15 protein-coding genes are annotated in these 18,430 nt (G+C 72.5%); 1 reads left to right on the forward strand and 14 read right to left on the reverse strand.

Annotated features, from left to right (window positions below):
* Window positions 1-29: 29 nt before the first annotated feature.
* Window positions 30-962 (reverse strand): methionyl-tRNA formyltransferase, encoded by a 933-nt coding sequence (fmt, locus tag F8R89_RS06310; RefSeq protein ID WP_151783039.1) that lies wholly within the window; start codon window positions 960-962, stop codon window positions 30-32.
* A gap of 281 nt (window positions 963-1,243) precedes the next feature.
* Here fmt and F8R89_RS06315 point away from each other — a divergent pair, with 281 nt between their 5' ends.
* Complete coding sequence (locus tag F8R89_RS06315; RefSeq protein WP_151783040.1) at window positions 1,244-1,786, forward strand: hypothetical protein; 543 nt, start codon at window positions 1,244-1,246, stop codon at window positions 1,784-1,786.
* Between the two features lie 645 nt (window positions 1,787-2,431).
* On the opposite strand, the gene F8R89_RS06320 is transcribed toward F8R89_RS06315, so the two are convergent.
* The 13 genes from F8R89_RS06320 to F8R89_RS06380 all read right to left on the reverse strand — a co-directional run bounded on the left by F8R89_RS06320 (window position 2,432) and on the right by F8R89_RS06380 (window position 18,342).
* Window positions 2,432-4,582, reverse strand: coding sequence for a primosomal protein N' (locus F8R89_RS06320; RefSeq protein ID WP_151783041.1), 2,151 nt, complete (start codon window positions 4,580-4,582; stop codon window positions 2,432-2,434).
* A 132-nt stretch (window positions 4,583-4,714) separates the two neighbouring features.
* Window positions 4,715-5,923, reverse strand: a complete 1,209-nt coding sequence (gene metK / locus F8R89_RS06325; RefSeq protein ID WP_151783042.1) for a methionine adenosyltransferase — start codon at window positions 5,921-5,923, stop codon at window positions 4,715-4,717.
* Window positions 5,924-6,154: 231 nt separating this feature from the next.
* Window positions 6,155-7,366: a bifunctional phosphopantothenoylcysteine decarboxylase/phosphopantothenate--cysteine ligase CoaBC gene (coaBC, locus tag F8R89_RS06330; protein WP_192806055.1), complete on the reverse strand. Its 1,212-nt coding sequence runs from the start codon at window positions 7,364-7,366 to the stop codon at window positions 6,155-6,157.
* 105 nt (window positions 7,367-7,471) lie between these two features.
* Window positions 7,472-7,744, reverse strand: coding sequence for a DNA-directed RNA polymerase subunit omega (gene rpoZ / locus F8R89_RS06335; RefSeq protein WP_003988945.1), 273 nt, complete (start codon window positions 7,742-7,744; stop codon window positions 7,472-7,474).
* Between the two features lie 50 nt (window positions 7,745-7,794).
* Window positions 7,795-8,388, reverse strand: a complete 594-nt coding sequence (gene gmk, locus F8R89_RS06340; protein ID WP_151783044.1) for a guanylate kinase — start codon at window positions 8,386-8,388, stop codon at window positions 7,795-7,797.
* A gap of 60 nt (window positions 8,389-8,448) precedes the next feature.
* Window positions 8,449-8,772 carry an integration host factor gene (locus F8R89_RS06345; RefSeq protein ID WP_003977346.1) on the reverse strand — a complete coding sequence of 108 codons (324 nt, stop codon included), beginning with the start codon at window positions 8,770-8,772 and terminating at the stop codon, window positions 8,449-8,451.
* A gap of 287 nt (window positions 8,773-9,059) precedes the next feature.
* On the reverse strand, window positions 9,060-9,899 hold the full coding sequence (pyrF, locus tag F8R89_RS06350) for an orotidine-5'-phosphate decarboxylase (protein ID WP_151783045.1): 840 nt from the start codon (window positions 9,897-9,899) through the stop codon (window positions 9,060-9,062).
* A complete protein-coding gene (locus F8R89_RS06355; RefSeq protein WP_151783046.1) occupies window positions 9,896-11,002 on the reverse strand; it encodes a quinone-dependent dihydroorotate dehydrogenase in 1,107 nt (368 codons plus the stop codon). Before F8R89_RS06355 ends, pyrF begins: the two co-directional genes overlap by 4 nt.
* Window positions 11,003-11,054: 52 nt before the next feature.
* The gene (gene carB / locus F8R89_RS06360; RefSeq protein WP_151783047.1) at window positions 11,055-14,363 is read right to left on the reverse strand and encodes a carbamoyl-phosphate synthase large subunit; all 3,309 of its coding nucleotides are present in this window, start codon (window positions 14,361-14,363) and stop codon (window positions 11,055-11,057) included.
* Window positions 14,356-15,498: a glutamine-hydrolyzing carbamoyl-phosphate synthase small subunit gene (gene carA, locus F8R89_RS06365; protein WP_151783048.1), complete on the reverse strand. Its 1,143-nt coding sequence runs from the start codon at window positions 15,496-15,498 to the stop codon at window positions 14,356-14,358. Before carA ends, carB begins: the two co-directional genes overlap by 8 nt.
* Complete coding sequence (locus F8R89_RS06370) at window positions 15,495-16,076, reverse strand: hypothetical protein (RefSeq protein WP_151783049.1); 582 nt, start codon at window positions 16,074-16,076, stop codon at window positions 15,495-15,497. Before F8R89_RS06370 ends, carA begins: the two co-directional genes overlap by 4 nt.
* On the reverse strand, window positions 16,073-17,359 hold the full coding sequence (locus tag F8R89_RS06375) for a dihydroorotase (RefSeq protein WP_151783050.1): 1,287 nt from the start codon (window positions 17,357-17,359) through the stop codon (window positions 16,073-16,075). Before F8R89_RS06375 ends, F8R89_RS06370 begins: the two co-directional genes overlap by 4 nt.
* Before the next feature lie 5 nt (window positions 17,360-17,364).
* Window positions 17,365-18,342 (reverse strand): aspartate carbamoyltransferase catalytic subunit, encoded by a 978-nt coding sequence (locus F8R89_RS06380; RefSeq protein WP_062674313.1) that lies wholly within the window; start codon window positions 18,340-18,342, stop codon window positions 17,365-17,367.
* Window positions 18,343-18,430 lie beyond the last annotated feature (88 nt).

An 18,430-nucleotide genomic window follows, 5' to 3' on the forward strand; every position in this document is an offset into this window, starting at 1 on the left:
CGTCCCGGCAGGGCCCCGGTGTGCCGCGGTCAGGCCCCGACCCGCTCGCCCGCGGCGATACGCGCGCCGCGCGCCCAGTCCGCCGCCCGCATGGGCTTCTTGCCCTGCGCCTGCACCCACAGCAGCTCGACGGCGTACGAGCCGGTTCCGACGTACACGTTGTTCTTCCCGGCGGCGAGCTCGCCCGGCGCGAGGTCGTCCCGGCCCGGCACCGGCTGCACCTGGACAAGCTTCAGGCGCTCGCCGCGGAACGTGGTCCAGGCGCCCGGCGCGGGCGTGCACCCGCGCACGACCCGGTCGACGCGCAGGGAGGGGGCGGTCCAGTCGACGTGGGCGTCCTCGACGTTGACCTTGGGGGCGAGGCTGACGCCGTCGGCGGGCTGCGGCACGGCCTTCAGGGTGCCGTCCTCGATGCCGTCCATGGTGGCGGCGAGCAGCCCCGCGCCCGCGAAGGCGAGACGGGTGAGCAGGTCGCCGCTGGTGTCGGTGGGCCGGATCTCCTCGGTGACCGTCCCGTAGACCGGCCCGGAGTCCAGGCCCTCCTCGATGAGGAAGGTGGAGGCGCCGGTGATCTCGTCGCCGGCCATGATGGCGTGCTGCACGGGGGCGGCGCCGCGCCAGGCGGGCAGCAGCGAGAAGTGCAGGTTGACCCAGCCGTGGGCGGGGATGTCGAGGGCGACGCGCGGCAGCAGGGCGCCGTACGCGACGACGGGGCAGCAGTCGGGCGCGATCTCCCGCAGCCGCTCCAGGAACTCCGGATCGCGCGGCTTGGCGGGCTTGAGCACCTCGATCCCGGCCTCGGCGGCCCGCTCGGCCACCGGGCTCGCGACCATCCGCCGTCCGCGTCCGGCCTGCGCGTCGGGCCGGGTGACGACGGCGGCCACCTCGTGCCGCCCGGAGGCGATCAGAGCGTCCAGAGCGGGAACGGCGACCTCGGGGGTGCCGGCGAAGACGAGCTTCATGGGTGGGCGGGGCCTCTCGGGCGGGGGCGGCTGGGCGACGCACCAGTCTATGGGTGCGGGGGCCTCTGACTCACGCCGGAGCACCGGCCGTTCGGGACCCCGTCCCACCTGCCGTCGCCCGCGGCGCGCACCCCTCCACCGGGCGTAGGCATATGCCCACACGCCCCCACAGCGTGACCAGCGGCGCGCTGCCGCGTTGGTCAAGAAAGAGTTGACCCCATCGGGCCGCAGACGCCGACATGGCGGCCCGCCCCTTTCACGCCGGTTCGAGAGGCTTGTTCATGGCCGACCACGCAACCCACGACGCCCAGGCTCGGGCCAGCCTGCACTTGCTGGTGCGGGACATCGAGCGGGTCCGCCGGCAGGTGGACGCACTGCGTACCCTCACCGCCCAGCTGGGCAACGTCTACCGCCCGCGCCGCTCCGGCCCGTCCACGGGCTTCGTCGTCTACGGGCGCGCCCCCGCGCCGACGGTCCGCCTCGCCCAGGAGCTGCGGGACAGTGTCGAGACGCTGGTCACGGCGGCCGTCGACTTCGACCGCTCGCTGGGCTTCTCCTGGGACGCGGTCGGTTCCGCCCTCGGCGTCACCAAGCAGGCCGTCCACCGCCGCTACGGCGCACGCCGCGCCGCCGCCCAGGCCGCGGCCGAGGCGGAGCGCACGTCCGAGCCGGCCGGCACCCGCACGGTCAACGTCTCCACCGCCCTGCCGACGGTGCCGACGGTCCCCGCCGCCCGCTCGATGCCGACCCAGCCGACGGCCGGCAGCCCCGCCCTCCGCGACGAGGCCCGCCCCACGGCCTTCCCGGGCCCCCGCAACGGCTGACACCCCCTCGACTCTGCCCTCCCGGAGCGCACCCGGGAGGGCAGACCATTCCCTGGCCGGGGGCATGGGGGGCCGTAGGCGCCGGTGGTTCGCTCATCCGACGGCAGCGGCCCGCCCCGCGCGAGCGCTGTCCGGCCTCCTGAGCCCAGCGCCCCCTCTGCGGGTTTCGCCGGGGGCCGACGCCTGCGCCCGGCAGCCCCCGTCACCGGCCCCCGGCCCGACAGCTCGTCGCCGAGCCGATGCCTGACGGGGCGAGCCTCACGAGCGCGATCCCACCCGTGCCTGGGCGGGGGCATGGGGGGCCGTAGGCGCCGGTGGTTCGCTCATCCGACGGCAGCGGCCCGCCCCGCGCGAGCGCTGTCCGGCTCCTGCGCCCGGCGCCTCCCTCCGCGGGCTTCGGCGGGGGCCGATGGCTGTGCCCGGCAGCCCCCGTCACCGGCCCCCGGCCCGACAGCTCGTCGCCGAGCCGATGCCTGACGGGGCGAGCCTCACGAGCACGATCCCACCCATGCCGGGCGCCTCCGCCGTCTCACCGGGCGCGCGCAGCAGCCCGCCCCCGTCGCCATGACGTCCGACGGATCGACCCGCGCCGGCACGATCGCCCCGGCCGGCCCACCCCCGGCGCCCGTACCTCGCGGTCGTCCCTCAGCCGATGTCCAACGGATCGATCCGCACCAGCACCGTCTCGCCGCCGCCCCGGGCCATCCGGGCCGCCCGGGCCGACTTCAGGGCCGTCGCCAGGGCCGCACCGCTGCCGGGGGGCACCCGGATCAGGGCGCGGTCCCACTGTTCGCCCGGCGGGGGGCCGCCGGGGCGGCGGGGGCGGCCTGCCGGGGTGACCGGTACGGGTACCGGTCCCAGCACCTCCGCGTCGCCCGGCAGCCGCACGCCTGCGAGGAACTCCGCGAGGGCGTCCGGCGGTCCGGAGACCGCCGCCATCCGGGACACGGGCGGGAAGCCCAGTTCGGCGCGCTCGGCGAGTTCCCGGACGGCGAACCCCACCGGGTCCCAGCGCACCAGCGCCTGCACCGGGCGGAGCGTGGCCTCGGCGACGATCACCACGGTGCCGCCCGCCTCCTGCGGCCGGACCAGAGCCGAGGCGGTGATCCAGCGCCGCAGCGCCTCCTCACCGGACCGCAGGTCCGCCCGGCCGAGCATCGCCCAGCCGTCGAGCAGCAGCGCCGCCGCGTACCCGCCCTCGGCGACCGGCTCCGCGCCCGGTGTGCTCACGACCAGCGCGGGCGCCCCCGGCACGGTGTCCAGCACATGCTCCCGCCCCGAGGTGCGCACGGGGACGGCCGGGAACGCCCGCCCCAGCTCCTCGGCGGTCCGGCGCGCACCGACGACCTGGGCCCGCAGCCGGAACCCGCCGCACTCGGGGCAGTGCCAGTCGGGGCTGCCCTGCCCGCACCAGGCGCACGACAGGGCCCCGCCGGCTCCGCTCGCCTCCAGGGGTCCCGCGCAGTGCCGGCACCGGGCCGGCTCCCGGCACCGGTCGCAGGCGAGCCGGGGGACGTACCCGCGTCGGGGGACCTGGACGAGCACGGGGCCGTGCCGCAGCCCTTCCCGGGCGGCCTTCCAGGCCAGGGACGGCAGCCGGGCGGCGCGGGCGGCCTCGTCACGGGCGAGGTCCCCGTCGCCGACGGTCCGCACCAGCGGGGTGAGCCGCCGGGCACGCTCGCGGTCCGCGACGAGCGGGACGGCCCACTCGCTGCGGACGAGCTGGGCCGCCTCCACGGTGCAGCCCCAACTCCCCAGCAGGAAACCGCACTTGCCGCCCGCGGCACGCAGCTCCAGCACCTCCCGCACATGCGGGAACGGGGCGTTGTCGTCGCTGTGGCTGGAGTCGCCGTCGTCCCAGATCACCACGAGCCCGAGGTCCCGCACGGGGGCGAACATCGCGGCCCGGGTACCGACCACGGCCCGGACGGAACCGCGCCGCACGGCCAGCCACTCCAGATAGCGGCGCTCCTGGCCCGCGTCGGCGGTGAGCAGCGCGTGCTGCCCCTCCCCCAGCGTCTCGGTGAGCGCGGCGTCCACCCGTGCGGCCGAGCGGCCGGACGGCACGACGACCAGCGCGCCGCGCCCAGACGCCAGGGTCGCCCGGACGGCCAGGGCGATCTCCTGGGCCCACTGCGGCCCCGGCAGCGCGGTCCACACCGCGCGCGGCGACAGCCCGGACGCCAGCGCCTCCAGGAAGCGCGGCCCGTGCTCGTACCGCTGCCAGGGACCCGGGTCCGGTGCCGACGGCGGCGGTGGGGGCGGCGGAAGGGTGCGCGCCTCGGCGCGGGCGTGCCGGGGCGGAACGGCCAGTTGCAGGACGTCGGCGAGGCTGCCGGCGTACCGGTCGGCGACGGCACGGGCGAGGGCGAGCAGCTCGGGGTCGAGGACGCGCTCCGGCGAGACCACCTGGGCGAGCGCGGCCAGCGGCCCCTGGTAGTCGCTCTCGGCGAGGCGCTCGACGATGTACCCGTCCCGCAGCCCGCCGCCCTCGCGGCGCCCCTCGCGCACGTTGTGGGCCCCGGCGCCGAACCGCACCCGGACCCGGACCCCGGGCTGTGCCTGTTCGTCCAGCTCCTCGGGCACGGCGTAGTCGAAGTAGCGGTCGAGGTGCAGCACGCCCTTGTCGACCAGCACCCGCGCCACGGGCAGTTCCTCGGCGAGCTTGGCGCCGCGCCAGGTCCGCGGCTTGGCGCGGGGCACCTTGGCCTTGCGCACGCTCTCGCGGATGAGGGCAAGCTGCTCGGGCGGCGCCCCGTCGGTGCCGCCTCCCGGCTGCTCGTCCTCGCTGCTCACGCCTGCATTCCTACCAAACGCCACTGACATCCGGCGCCGCCCCCGCCCTCTGGGGGCCGCCCCGCGCACACGCCGAGGCCCGGCCCCCAGAGAAGGGCACCGGGCCTCGGTGTGACGTACCTACGGGCCTGACTACAGCCCGGCGGCCTCGCGGAGCGCGTCCACGCGGTCCGTGCGCTCCCAGGTGAACTCGGGAAGCTCACGGCCGAAGTGGCCGTACGCCGCCGTCTTGGCGTAGATCGGGCGGAGCAGGTCCAGGTCGCGGATGATCGCGGCCGGACGGAGGTCGAAGACGTCGTCGATGGCCTTCTCGATCCGCTCGGCGTCGATCTTGGCGGTGCCGAAGGTCTCGACGAACAGGCCGACGGGCTCGGCCTTGCCGATCGCGTACGCGACCTGCACCTCGCAGCGGGAGGCCAGACCGGCCGCCACGACGTTCTTGGCGACCCAGCGCATCGCGTAGGCGGCCGAGCGGTCCACCTTGGACGGGTCCTTGCCGGAGAAGGCGCCGCCGCCGTGGCGGGCCATGCCGCCGTAGGTGTCGATGATGATCTTGCGGCCGGTGAGGCCGGCGTCACCCATCGGGCCGCCGATCTCGAAGCGGCCGGTGGGGTTGACCAGCAGGCGGTAGTTCTCGGTGTCGAGCTTGATGCCGTCGTCGAGGAGGGCCTTCAGCTCGGGCTCGACCACGAACTCCTGGATGTCGGGAGCCAGCAGCGAGTCCAGGTCGATGTCCGACGCGTGCTGCGAGGAGACGACCACGGTGTCGAGGCGGACGGCCTTGTCGCCGTCGTACTCGATGGTGACCTGCGTCTTGCCGTCGGGGCGCAGGTAGGGGATGGTGCCGTTCTTGCGGACCTCGGAGAGGCGCTTGGACAGCCGGTGCGCCAGGAAGATCGGCAGCGGCATCAGGGTCGGCGTCTCGTCGGTGGCGTAGCCGAACATCAGGCCCTGGTCACCGGCGCCCTGGCGGTCCAGTTCGTCCTCGTCGCCCTCGACGCGGGCCTCGTAGGCCGCGTCGACGCCCTGCGCGATGTCGGGCGACTGCGAGCCGATGGAGACGGAGACACCGCAGGAGGCGCCGTCGAAGCCCTTCTTCGAGGAGTCGTAGCCGATCTCGAGGATCTTGCTGCGGACCAGCGTCGCGATGTCCGCGTACGTCTTGGTCGTGACCTCTCCGGCCACGTGCACCAGGCCGGTCGTGATCAGCGTCTCGACGGCGACGCGGGACGAGGGGTCCTCGCGCAGCAGCGCGTCGAGAATGGTGTCGCTGATCTGGTCAGCGATCTTGTCGGGGTGACCCTCGGTCACGGACTCCGAGGTGAACAGGCGACGGGACACAACGCTCCCTGGGGTTGCAGCGGCTGCTGGCTGATCATTGGTGGACGGGACGGGGGCTGCGCCCGGCGTCGTCCGTGGACAGTTTATCTGTCGTGCCCGGTCACGGACCCCCCTGTCTCGCCTCTCGGGAGGGCTGTGACCTGCGGCACGGGCATTCTGCCAATCGCACACGGCGGTGGCCAGAGGCGCCACGCCCGAATCGGGCGGGTGCCGGACACCCTTCCGGGTGGGTCAGACGGCACCGTCCAGACGACGCGCCACGAGATCCCAGACGATGTCGGCGAGGGCTTCCTTCGGACCGTGCGGCACGGGCGTCTCGGTGCCGTCGGCGCCCAGGACGACCGCCTCGTTCTCCTCGGAGCCGAACGTCTTGCGCTCGCCCACCTCGTTGACCACGAGGAGGTCGCAGCCCTTGCGCTCCAGCTTGCGGCGGCCGTTGGCGAGGACGTCGTCCGTCTCGGCGGCGAAGCCGACGACGACCTGGCCCTCCCGGGGCCGGTCGCCCGCGATCTCGGCCAGGATGTCCGGGTTGCGCACCAGCACGATCGGTTCGGGCTCCTGGCCGTCCTTCTTCTTGATCTTCCCGGTGGCGTACGTGGCCGGGCGGAAGTCGGCGACGGCCGCGGCCATGACCACCGCGTCCGCGTCCGCCGCGGCCTTCACGACCGCCTCCCGCAGTTGCACGGCGGTGCCGACCCGCACCACGTCGACACCGGCCGGGTCGGGCATCTGGGTGTTGGCGGCGACCAGGGTGACCCGGGCGCCGCGCGCGGCGGCGGTGCGGGCGAGGGCGTAGCCCTGCTTGCCGGAGGAGCGGTTGCCGAGGAAGCGGACGGGGTCGAGGGGCTCGCGGGTGCCGCCCGCGCTCACCACGACATGCCGGCCGGCGAGGTCGGGCTCGGTGACGCCCCGGGTCAGCACCCGGCGGCAGACCTCGAAGATCTCCCCGGGGTCGGGCAGCCGGCCCTTGCCGGTGTCGACGCCGGTGAGACGGCCGACGGCGGGCTCGATGACGACGGCTCCGCGCCGGCGCAGGGTCGCCACGTTCTCCTGGGTGGCCGGGTGTTCCCACATCTCGGTGTGCATGGCGGGGGCGAAGACGACCGGACACCGGGCGGTGAGCAGGGTGTTGGTCAGCAGGTCGTCGGCGAGGCCGTGGGCGGCCTTGGCCAGCATGTCGGCCGTGGCGGGGGCGACGACGACGAGGTCGGCGTGCTGGCCGATGCGGACGTGCGGCACCTCGTGGACGTCGTCCCAGACCTCCGTGGAGACCGGGTTGCCGGAGAGAGCGGACCAGGTGGCGGCGCCGACGAAGTGCAGGGCGGAGGCGGTCGGCACGACGCGTACGTCGTGGCCGGACTCGGTGAGTCTGCGCAGCAGCTCACAGGCCTTGTAGGCGGCGATGCCGCCGCTGACCCCCAGAACGACCTTCGGCTTGTCCACCGTCTCTCCCCGCACTCGGCTGCGTACGACTCCACTACACACCACAGGCCCGGCGGACCTGCCGCCGGGCCTGTGGAAAAGTCAGCGTCAAGCTGAAGATCGTACTTACTGCGCCGGGCCCTCGACGGCCTCGGACGTCAGCAGACCCGCGTTGATCTCCCGGAGGGCGATCGAGAGCGGCTTCTCGTGGACGTGCGTGTCGACGAGCGGACCGACGTACTCGAGGAGGCCCTCGCCGAGCTGCGAGTAGTACGCGTTGATCTGGCGGGCCCGCTTGGCCGCGTAGATCACGAGGCTGTACTTCGAGTCGGTGGCCTCGAGGAGCTCGTCGATCGGCGGGTTGATGATGCCCTCGGGCGCGGAGATGGAAGAGGACACGCTCTACCTTCCGATGGATGGGAAAGATTCAGTCATGCGATCGGACACGATCACACAACGTCCATCAAGGCTAGCAGCTCGCGCGCCACGTCCTCGACGGAGGTGTTGACCAAGGTCACATCGAACTCGGGCTCGGCCGCCAGCTCGATCTTCGCCGCTTCCAGCCGGCGCTCGATCACCTCGGGCGGCTCGGTGCCCCGCCCGGTGAGCCGGCGCACCAGCTCCTCCCAGGAGGGAGGGGCCAGGAACACCAGCTGGGCGTCGGGCATGGACTCGCGGACCTGCCGCGCGCCCTGGAGGTCGATCTCCAGGAGCACCGGCTCGCCCGCGTCGAGCCGCTCCAGCACGGCCGCGCGCGGTGTGCCGTAGCGGTTGCCCGCGAACTCGGCCCACTCCAGCAGCTCGCCGTTGGCGATCAGCTTGTCCATCTCCTCGTCGGTGACGAAGAAGTAGTGGACTCCGTGCTGCTCGCCGGGGCGGGGCTTGCGCGTCGTCGCCGACACGGAGAGCCAGACCTCGGGGTGTTCTTTGCGCATATGAGCGACGACCGTGCTCTTGCCGACCCCGGAGGGGCCGGAGAGCACGGTCAGCCGCGGACGTGCGTCCGGGGGCTCGGGGGTCGTCCCCCGGGGTGTTACAGCCATGCGGCGATTATTCCAGCAATCGCGGACCGCCCGGGACCCGAGGTCCCGGGGAGCCGGGACTCAGGAGCCGGTGCTGCCGAACTCACGCTCAAGGGAGGCGATCTGGTTGGAGCCGAGGCCCCGCACGCGGCGGCTCTCGGAGATGCCGAGTCGCTCCATGATCTGCTTGGCGCGGACCTTGCCCACGCCCGGCAGGGACTCGAGCAGTGCGGAGACCTTCATCTTGCCGATGACGTCGTTCTCCTGGCCCTGCTTGATGACCTCGTGAAGGGAGGCGCCGGAGTGCTTGAGTCGATTCTTGACCTCGGCCCGCTCCCGGCGAGCCGCGGCGGCCTTTTCGAGCGCGGCTGCGCGCTGTTCAGGGGTAAGGGGCGGAAGAGCCACGCCTACGTCACCTCGGATGTCGAACTGTCGGATACGGACCGGTGAGGAACCTAGTCGCCCCACACCTGGGGAGCCACGAGCAACACGCTTGCCCACTGACTCTCGTCGGAGACTAGCGGGCAAGTCCGCAAGAGTCAGCGAGAACAGCGGAAAAGTCCTGGTCAGCCTCCGTCAGGCCGGACATTTAAGACATACTGCCCTGGATTTGAGGATGTATCCAGACTCAAGTCGGCCGCGGGCCCCTCACGGGAGGACCCCGCGGCCGACCTGGACACCGTCACCTGCCCTCAGGCGCCCGCGACCGCCTCGCGGACCTCGTCGGCGAAGCGTGACGCGGCGTCACGCAGGGTCACGACGTCGGGGCCGTGCCGCAGCACCCCCCGGCTGACGTTCGGGACGACGTCGCGCACCGCCGCGCCGAACACCCTGGGGAGATCCGCGGGCGTGGCCCCCTGGGCGCCGATGCCGGGGGCGAGCAGCGGGCCGTTGATGGCGAGGTCGTAGGACGACAGGTCACCGAGCGTGGCGCCGACGACCGCCCCGAAGGAGCCCAGCGGCTCCTCCCCCGCGTTCTCGGCGGCGAGGTGGGCGAGCATCGTCGCGGCGACGTCCCGGCCGTCCGCGCGGACCGCGTGCTGGACCTCGCCGCCCTCCGGGTTGGAGGTGAGGGCGAGCACGAACAGACCGGTGCCGCTCTCCCGCGCCAGCGCCACCGCCGGGGACAGCGACCCGTAGCCGAGGTACGGCGAGACCGTCAGCGCGTCGGAGAACAGCGGCGAGTCCTTGCGCAGGAAGGTCTCCGCGTACGCGGCCATCGTGGAGCCGATGTCGCCGCGCTTGGCGTCCATGACGACGAGCGCGCCGGCCGCGCGCGCCTCCTCCACCGACTTCTCCAGCACGGCGACCCCGCGGGAGCCGAAGCGCTCGAAGAACGCGCTCTGCGGCTTGAGCACGGCGACCCGGTCGGCCGTCGCCTCGACGACCGTACGGCTGAACCGCTCCAGGCCGGCCACGTCGTCGTTCAGGCCCCACTCGGCGAGCAGGGAGGCGTGCGGGTCGATGCCCACACACAGGGGGCCGCGCTCGTCCATCGCACGGCGCAGTCGACTGCCGAAGGGCTCGGTCATACCGTCTTCCTCACGTCGGCGCCGACCGCGTCGGCGAGGGTGGCGTAGGGGCTGGTGCGCAGGCGTGCGGCGAGCCCCTTGTGGAGGGCGCGGGCCCAGAAGGGGCCCTCGTAGACGAAGGCGCTGTAGCCCTGGATCAGGGTGGCGCCCGCGAGGATGCGCTGCCAGGCGTCCTCGGCGTTCTCGATGCCGCCGACGCCCACCAGGGTGATCCGGTCCCCCACGCGCGCGTAGAGGCGCCTGAGCACCTCCAGGGAGCGTGCCTTCAGCGGCGCTCCGGAGAGCCCGCCCGTCTCCCCGACCAGCGCGGGGTCGGACGTCAGGCCGAGTCCCTCGCGCGCGATGGTGGTGTTCGTGGCGATGATGCCGTCCAGGCCCAGCTCGACGGCGAGGTCGGCCACGGCGTCGACGTCCTCGTCGGCGAGGTCCGGCGCGATCTTGACGAGCAGCGGCACCCGGCGGGTGGTCACCACCCGGTCGGCGGCCTCGCGGACGGCCGTCAGCAGGGGCCGCAGCGACTCGGTGGCCTGCAGATTGCGCAGCCCGGGGGTGTTGGGCGACGAGACGTTGACGACCAGGTAGTCGGCGTACGGCGCCAGCCGCTCGGCCGACTTCACGTAGTCGGCGGCGGCCTCGGCCTCGGGCACGACCTTGGTCTTGCCGATGTTGACGCCCACGACGGTCCGGAAGACCGGCGTACGGGACGCCAGACGGGCCGCCACGGCCAGCGAGCCGTCGTTGTTGAACCCCATGCGGTTGATCAGCGCGCGGTCCGGCACCAGCCGGAACAGGCGCTTCTTCGGGTTGCCCGGCTGGGGCTCCCCCGTGACGGTGCCGATCTCGACGTGGTCGAAGCCGAGCATCGTCATGCCGTCGATCGCGACGGCGTTCTTGTCGAAGCCCGCGGCGAGCCCGAAGGGGCCGTGCATGCGCAGCCCGAGGGCCTCCGTGCGCAGCTCCTTGTAGCGGGGGGCGAGCGCGGCGGCGACGAAGGTGCGCAGCACGGGGATCCGGGCAACGAGACGGATCCAGCGGAAGGCCAGGTGGTGGGCCTGCTCCGGGTCCATCCGCTGGAAGAAGCAGGTGAAGAAGATCTTGTACATGATTCCCTCATGAAGAGGGGGACACCGTTTCCGGTGTCCCCCTCGTCGGCTGCTAGTCGCGGGCCGCGGTCAGGTGTTCGGCGTGTTCCTGGAGCGATCGGACGCCCACGTCCCCGTGGTTGAGGGCGTCGATGCCCTGGACGGCGGCGGCGAGCGCCTGGACCGTCGTCAGGCACGGCACCGAGCGCGCCACGGCCGCCGTACGGATCTCGTAGCCGTCGAGGCGGCCGCCCGTGCCGTACGGGGTGTTGACGATGAGGTCGACCTCGCCGTCGTGGATGAGCTGGACGATGGTCTTCTCGCCGTTCGGGCCGGTGCCCTCGGACTGCTTGCGCACGACGGTGGCGTTGATGCCGTTGCGCTTGAGGACCTCGGCGGTGCCGGAGGTGGCCATCAGCTCGAAGCCGTGGGCGACCAGCTCGCGCGCCGGGAAGATCATCGAGCGCTTGTCGCGGTTGGCGACCGAGATGAACGCGCGGCCCTTCGTGGGCAGCGGGCCGTACGCGCCGGCCTGCGACTTGGCGTACGCCGTGCCGAAGACGCTGTCGATGCCCATGACCTCGCCGGTGGAGCGCATCTCCGGGCCGAGGACGGTGTCGACGCCGCGGCCGTGGATGTCGCGGAAGCGCGACCACGGCATGACGGCCTCCTTGACGGAGATCGGCGCGTCGAGCGGCAGCTCGCCGCCGTCGCCGCTCCTCGGCAGCAGGCCCTCGGCGCGCAGCTCGGCGATGGTCGCGCCCAGCGAGATCCGGGCGGCGGCCTTGGCCAGCGGCACCGCGGTCGCCTTCGAGGTGAAGGGGACCGTACGGGACGCGCGCGGGTTGGCCTCCAGGACGTACAGGATGTCCCCGGCCATCGCGAACTGGATGTTGATCAGGCCGCGCACCCCGACGCCCTTGGCGATGGCCTCGGTGGAGGCGCGCAGCCGCTTGATGTCGAAGCCGCCCAGCGTGATCGGCGGCAGCGCGCACGCCGAGTCGCCGGAGTGGATGCCGGCCTCCTCGATGTGCTCCATGACGCCGCCGAGGTACAGCTCCTCGCCGTCGTACAGGGCGTCGACGTCGATCTCGATGGCGTCGTCGAGGAACCGGTCGACCAGGACCGGCCGGGAGGGGCTGATCTCGGTGGACTCGGCGATGTAGGACTCCAGCCGGGTCTCGTCGTAGACGATCTCCATGCCGCGTCCGCCGAGGACGTACGACGGGCGCACCAGGACCGGGTAGCCGATCTCGTCGGCGATGGCCTTGGCCCCGGCGAAGGTGGTGGCGGTGCCGTGCTTCGGGGCGGGCAGGCCCGCCTCGGCGAGGACGCGGCCGAACGCCCCGCGGTCCTCGGCGGCGTGGATGGCCTCGGGGGACGTGCCGACGATCGGCACGCCGTTGTCCTTCAGGGCCTGCGACAGACCCAGCGGGGTCTGGCCGCCGAGCTGGACCACGACACCGGCGACCGGGCCGGCCTGCCGCTCCGCGTGGACGATCTCCAGCACGTCCTCCAGCGTCAGCGGCTCGAAGTACAGCCGGTCGGAGGTGTCGTAGTCCGTGGAGACGGTCTCCGGGTTGCAGTTGACCATCACGGTCTCGTAGCCGGCGTCGCTCAGCGCGAAGGAGGCGTGGACGCAGGAGTAGTCGAACTCGATGCCCTGGCCGATGCGGTTGGGGCCGGAGCCCAGGATGATGACGGCCGGCTTCTCGCGCGGCGCGACCTCGGTCTCCTCGTCGTAGGACGAGTAGAAGTACGGGGTCTTCGCGGCGAACTCGGCGGCGCAGGTGTCGACCGTCTTGTAGACCGGGCGGATGCCCAGCGCGTGCCGCACCTCGCGGACGACGTCCTCGCGCAGGCCGCGGATCTCGGCGATCTGCACGTCGGAGAAGCCGTGCCGCTTGGCCTCGGACAGCAGGTCCGGGGTGAGCTCGGGGGCCGCGCCCAGCTCGTCGGCGATCTCCTTGATGAGGAAGAGCTGGTCGACGAACCACGGGTCGATCTTCGTGGCGTCGAAGACCTCCTCGGGGGTGGCGCCCGCGCGGATGGCTCCCATGACCGCGTTGATACGGCCGTCGGTGGGCCGGACCGCCTCGCGCAGCAGCTCGTCCTTGTCGCCGGGCTCGCCGACGAAGGTGAACTGGCTGCCCTTCTTCTCCAGCGAGCGCAGCGCCTTCTGGAAGGCCTCGGTGAAGTTGCGGCCGATGGCCATGGCCTCGCCGACCGACTTCATGGTGGTGGTGAGGGTGGAGTCGGCGCTCGGGAACTTCTCGAAGGCGAACCGGGGGGCCTTCACGACCACGTAGTCGAGCGTCGGCTCGAAGGAGGCCGGGGTCTCCTGCGTGATGTCGTTCGGGATCTCGTCCAGCGTGTAGCCGACGGCCAGCTTGGCGGCGATCTTGGCGATGGGGAAGCCGGTCGCCTTGGAGGCGAGCGCCGAGGAGCGGGACACGCGCGGGTTCATCTCGATGACGATGACCCGGCCGTCCTCGGGGTTCACCGCGAACTGGATGTTGCAGCCGCCGGTGTCGACGCCGACCTCGCGGATCACGGCGATGCCGACGTCCCGCAGGATCTGGTACTCGCGGTCGGTGAGCGTCATCGCGGGGGCGACGGTGATGGAGTCGCCGGTGTGCACGCCCATCGGGTCGAAGTTCTCGATGGAGCAGACGACCACGACGTTGTCGTGCTTGTCGCGCATCAGCTCCAGCTCGTACTCCTTCCAGCCGAGGATGGACTCCTCCAGGAGCACCTCGGTGGTCGGGGAGAGCGTCAGGCCCTGTCCGGCGATGCGGCGCAGCTCCTCCTCGTCGTGCGCGAAGCCGGAGCCGGCGCCGCCCATGGTGAAGGAGGGGCGGACGACGACCGGGTAGCCGCCGAGGGTGTCGACGCCGGCCAGCACGTCGTCCATGGAGTGGCAGATCACCGAGCGGGCGGACTCGCCGTGGCCGATCTTCTTGCGGACCTCCTCGACGACCTCCTTGAACAGGTCGCGGTCCTCGCCCTTGTTGATGGCCTCGACGTTGGCGCCGATCAGTTCGACGCCGTACTTCTCGAGCGTGCCGGCCTCGTGCAGCGAGATGGCCGTGTTGAGGGCGGTCTGGCCGCCCAGGGTCGGCAGCAGCGCGTCCGGGCGCTCCTTGGCGATGATCTTCTCGACGAACTCCGGGGTGATCGGCTCGACGTACGTGGCGTCGGCGATCTCCGGGTCGGTCATGATCGTCGCCGGGTTGGAGTTCACCAGGACGACGCGCAGGCCCTCGGCCTTGAGCACGCGGCACGCCTGCGTGCCGGAGTAGTCGAACTCGGCGGCCTGACCGATGACGATCGGGCCGGAGCCGATGACCAGGACGGACTGGATATCGGTGCGCTTAGGCACGCTGGCCCTCCATCAGGGAAACGAAGCGGTCGAACAGATAGGCGGCGTCGTGCGGGCCGGCGGCCGCTTCGGGGTGGTACTGGACGCTGAAGGCCGGGCGGTCCAGGAGCTGCAGGCCCTCCACCACGTTGTCGTTCAGGCAGACGTGGGAGACCTCGGCACGGCCGTAGGGGGTGTCGGACGCCTGGTCGAGCGGGGCGTCGACGGCGAAGCCGTGGTTGTGCGCGGTGACCTCGACCTTGCCGGTGGTGCGGTCCTGCACGGGCTGGTTGATGCCGCGGTGGCCGTACTTCAGCTTGTAGGTGCCGAAGCCGAGGGCGCGGCCGAGGATCTGGTTGCCGAAGCAGATCCCGAACAGCGGGGTGGAGCGCTCCAGGACGCCCCGCATCACGGAGACGGCGTGGTCGGCGGTGGCCGGGTCGCCGGGTCCGTTGGAGAAGAAGACTCCGTCGGGGTTCACCGCGTACACGTCGTCGACGGTGGCGGTGGCGGGCAGGACGTGCACCTCGATGCCGCGCTCGGCCATCCGGTGCGGGGTCATGCCCTTGATGCCGAGGTCGACGGCGGCGACGGTGAACTTCTTCTCACCGATCGCGGGGACGACGTACGCCTCCTTGGTGGCGACCTCGGCGGCGAGGTCGGCGCCCTCCATCTCGGGGGCCTGGCGGACCTCGGCGAGCATGGTGCCCTCGTCGGGCAGGGCGTTGCCGGAGAAGATGCCGACGCGCATGGCGCCGCGCTCGCGCAGATGGCGGGTGAGGGCGCGCGTGTCGATGCCGGAGATGCCGACGACGCCCTGGGCGCGCAGCTCGTCGTCCAGGGAGCGGCGGGAGCGCCAGTTGGACGGGGTGCGGGCGGGGTCGCGGACGACGTATCCGGCGACCCAGATCCGCCTGCTCTCGGGGTCCTCGTCGTTCACGCCGGTGTTGCCGACGTGCGGGGCGGTCATCACGACCACCTGGCGGTGGTACGACGGGTCGGTCAGGGTCTCCTGGTAGCCGGTCATGCCGGTGGAGAACACGGCCTCGCCGAAGGTCACCCCCACGGCCCCGTAGGCACGGCCGCGGAAGGTCCGGCCGTCCTCCAGGACGAGTACCGCGGGAACCTTGTCGGCTCCCCTTGTGGAGGTGGTCATCGTTCGGCGCCTTCCGTGCTGGTGTCGTTGGTCATGGAGTTGAGGGCCTCGACCCACGCGGTGTGTTCCGCCGCGTGGTCCGAGCGGAACCCGGAGTCGATCAGCCGGTCGCCGTGCGCCCAGGTCACCACGAGCAGGCCGCCCTCGGTGAGGACCTTGCCGGCGATGCCCTTGTCGAGCCGGGCGCCGCGCAGCCGGTCCGCGGGGACGAAGAAGTCGGCCGCGCCGGGGCGTACGACGTCGAGTCCCGCGTCCGTCAGCGTGAGCTCGGCCCGGCTGCGGGTGCCCAGGCCGTGCGCCACGATGCGGTCGAGCCACTGACCGGCGGTGGTGGAGCCGTGGTAGCGGCCGCTCATGCTCAGTCTCGCCGGGCCCGGGTCGTCCGGCGCGCTGGGCAGCGCGGGCAGGTCGCTCTGGAGCGTGCCGCGCCATTTCCAGCCCTCGCGCATCAGCCAGTAGACGAGCGCCACGAAGAGGGCGAGTCCGACGACCCAGCCGACGCGGGCGGCCCAGTCGGTGACCTCGGCCGACTTCTGGTCCGCCGCGAGTCCGGCCGCGAGGAGTGTTGCAGGTGTCACGTGAGCTTCCCGTCGACGAGCGTGGCCTTGCCCCGGAGCCAGGTGTGGGTGACACGGCCCGGCAGCTCACGCCCCTCGTACGGGGTGTTCCGGCTGCGCGAGGCGAAGCCCGCGGGGTCCACGGACCCACGGTATGCCGTGTCGACGAGCGTGAGGTTGGCGGGCTCACCAGCCGAGACGGGCCGGCCGTGGCCCTTGGCCCGCCCGATCTCGGCGGGCTTGACGGACATGCGCTCGGCGACCCCGGCCCAGGTGAGGAGCCCGGTGTCCACCATGGTCTCCTGCACCACTGACAACGCGGTCTCCAGGCCGACCATCCCCATGGCGGCGGCGGCCCACTCGCAGTCCTTGTCCTCGTGCGGGTGCGGGGCGTGGTCGGTGGCGACGATGTCGATCGTGCCGTCGGCGAGCGCCTCGCGCAGGGCGAGCACGTCGCGCTCGGTGCGCAGCGGCGGGTTCACCTTGTAGACCGGGTTGTAGGTGCGCACCAGCTCGTCGGTGAGGAGCAGGTGGTGCGGGGTGACCTCGGCGGTGACGTCGATACCGCGGGACTTGGCCCAGCGGACGATCTCGACGGACCCGGCGGTCGACAGGTGGCAGATGTGGACGCGGGAGCCGACGTGCTCGGCGAGCAGGACGTCCCGGGCGATGATCGACTCCTCGGCCACCGCCGGCCAGCCGCCGAGGCCGAGCTCGGCGGAGACGACGCCCTCGTTCATCTGGGCGCCCTCGGTGAGCCGGGGCTCCTGCGCGTGCTGGGCGACGACGCCGCCGAAGGCCTTCACGTACTCCAGGGCGCGGCGCATGATCACGGCGTCGTCGACGCACTTGCCGTCGTCGGAGAAGACGGTGACGCCGGCGGCGGACTCGTGCATGGCGCCGAGCTCGGCGAGCTTGCGGCCCTCCAGGCCGACGGTGACGGCGCCGATGGGCTGTACGTCGCAGTAGCCGTGCTCCTGGCCGAGCCGGTAGACCTGCTCGACCACGCCGGCGGTGTCGGCGACGGGGAAGGTGTTGGCCATGGCGAAGACGGCCGTGTAGCCGCCGGAGGCCGCCGCGCGGGTACCGGTGAGGACGGTCTCGGAGTCCTCGCGGCCGGGCTCGCGCAGGTGGGTGTGCAGGTCGACCAGTCCCGGCAGGAGGACCTTGCCGGCGGCCTCGACGACCTCGGCGCCCTCGGCGCTCAGCCCGGTGCCGACCTCGGCGATGATCCCGCCGTCGATCAGCACGTCCTGCGGTTCGCCGCCGAGCACCTTCGCACCACGGATCAGGGTCTTGCTCATCGTCTTCACTTCTCCTCGGTACGCGTGTGGGTGACGGCGGGCTCGTTGCCGCCGAGCAGCAGGTAGAGGACGGCCATGCGGATGGAGACTCCGTTTGCGACCTGCTCGACGACGGTGCAGCGGTCGGAGTCGGCGACCTCGGCGGTGATCTCCATGCCGCGGACCATCGGGCCGGGGTGCATCACGATGGCGTGCTCCGGCATCCGGGCCATGCGGTCGCCGTCGAGGCCGTAGCGCCGCGAGTACTCGCGCTCGGTCGGGAAGAAGGCGGCGTTCATGCGCTCACGCTGGACGCGCAGCATCATCACGGCGTCGGACTTCGGGAGCACGGCGTCGAGGTCGTACGACACCTCGCAGGGCCAGGTCTCGACGCCGACCGGCACCAGGGTGGGCGGGGCGACCAGGGTGACCTCGGCGCCGAGCGTGTGCAGCAGGTCGACGTTGGAGCGGGCGACCCGGCTGTGCAGGACGTCGCCGACGATGGTGATGCGCCGCCCGTCGAGGTCGCGGCCGAGCCCGGCGTCCCGGCCGACGAGCCGGCGCCGCATCGTGAAGGCGTCCAGCAGGGCCTGGGTGGGGTGCTGGTGGGTTCCGTCGCCGGCGTTGATGACGTGGGCGTCGATCCAGCCGGAGGTGGCCAGGCGGTACGGCGCGCCGGAGGCCCCGTGCCGGATGACGACGGCGTCCACGCCCATGGCCTCCAGGGTCTGGGCGGTGTCCTTGAGGGACTCGCCCTTGGACACGCTGGAGCCCTTGGCGCTGAAGTTGATGACGTCCGCGGACAGGCGCTTCTCCGCGGCCTCGAAGGAGATACGCGTGCGCGTGGAGTCCTCGAAGAAGAGGTTGACGACGGTGCGGCCGCGCAGGGTCGGCAGCTTCTTGATCGGCCGGTCGGCGACCCGGGCCATCTCCTCGGCGGTGTCGAGGATCAGGACGGCGTCGTCGCGGGTGAGGTCGGCGGCCGAGATGAGATGACGCTGCATCTGTCAGGCTCCGTAAGGCAGTTCATGAAGGATTTCGGGCAGACGGGTGCGCCTGGGCGCACTGAGCGGGCGTACGGCGGCGCCGCAC

The organism is Streptomyces sp. SS1-1 (assembly GCF_008973465.1).
GTDB lineage: Bacteria > Actinomycetota > Actinomycetes > Streptomycetales > Streptomycetaceae > Streptomyces.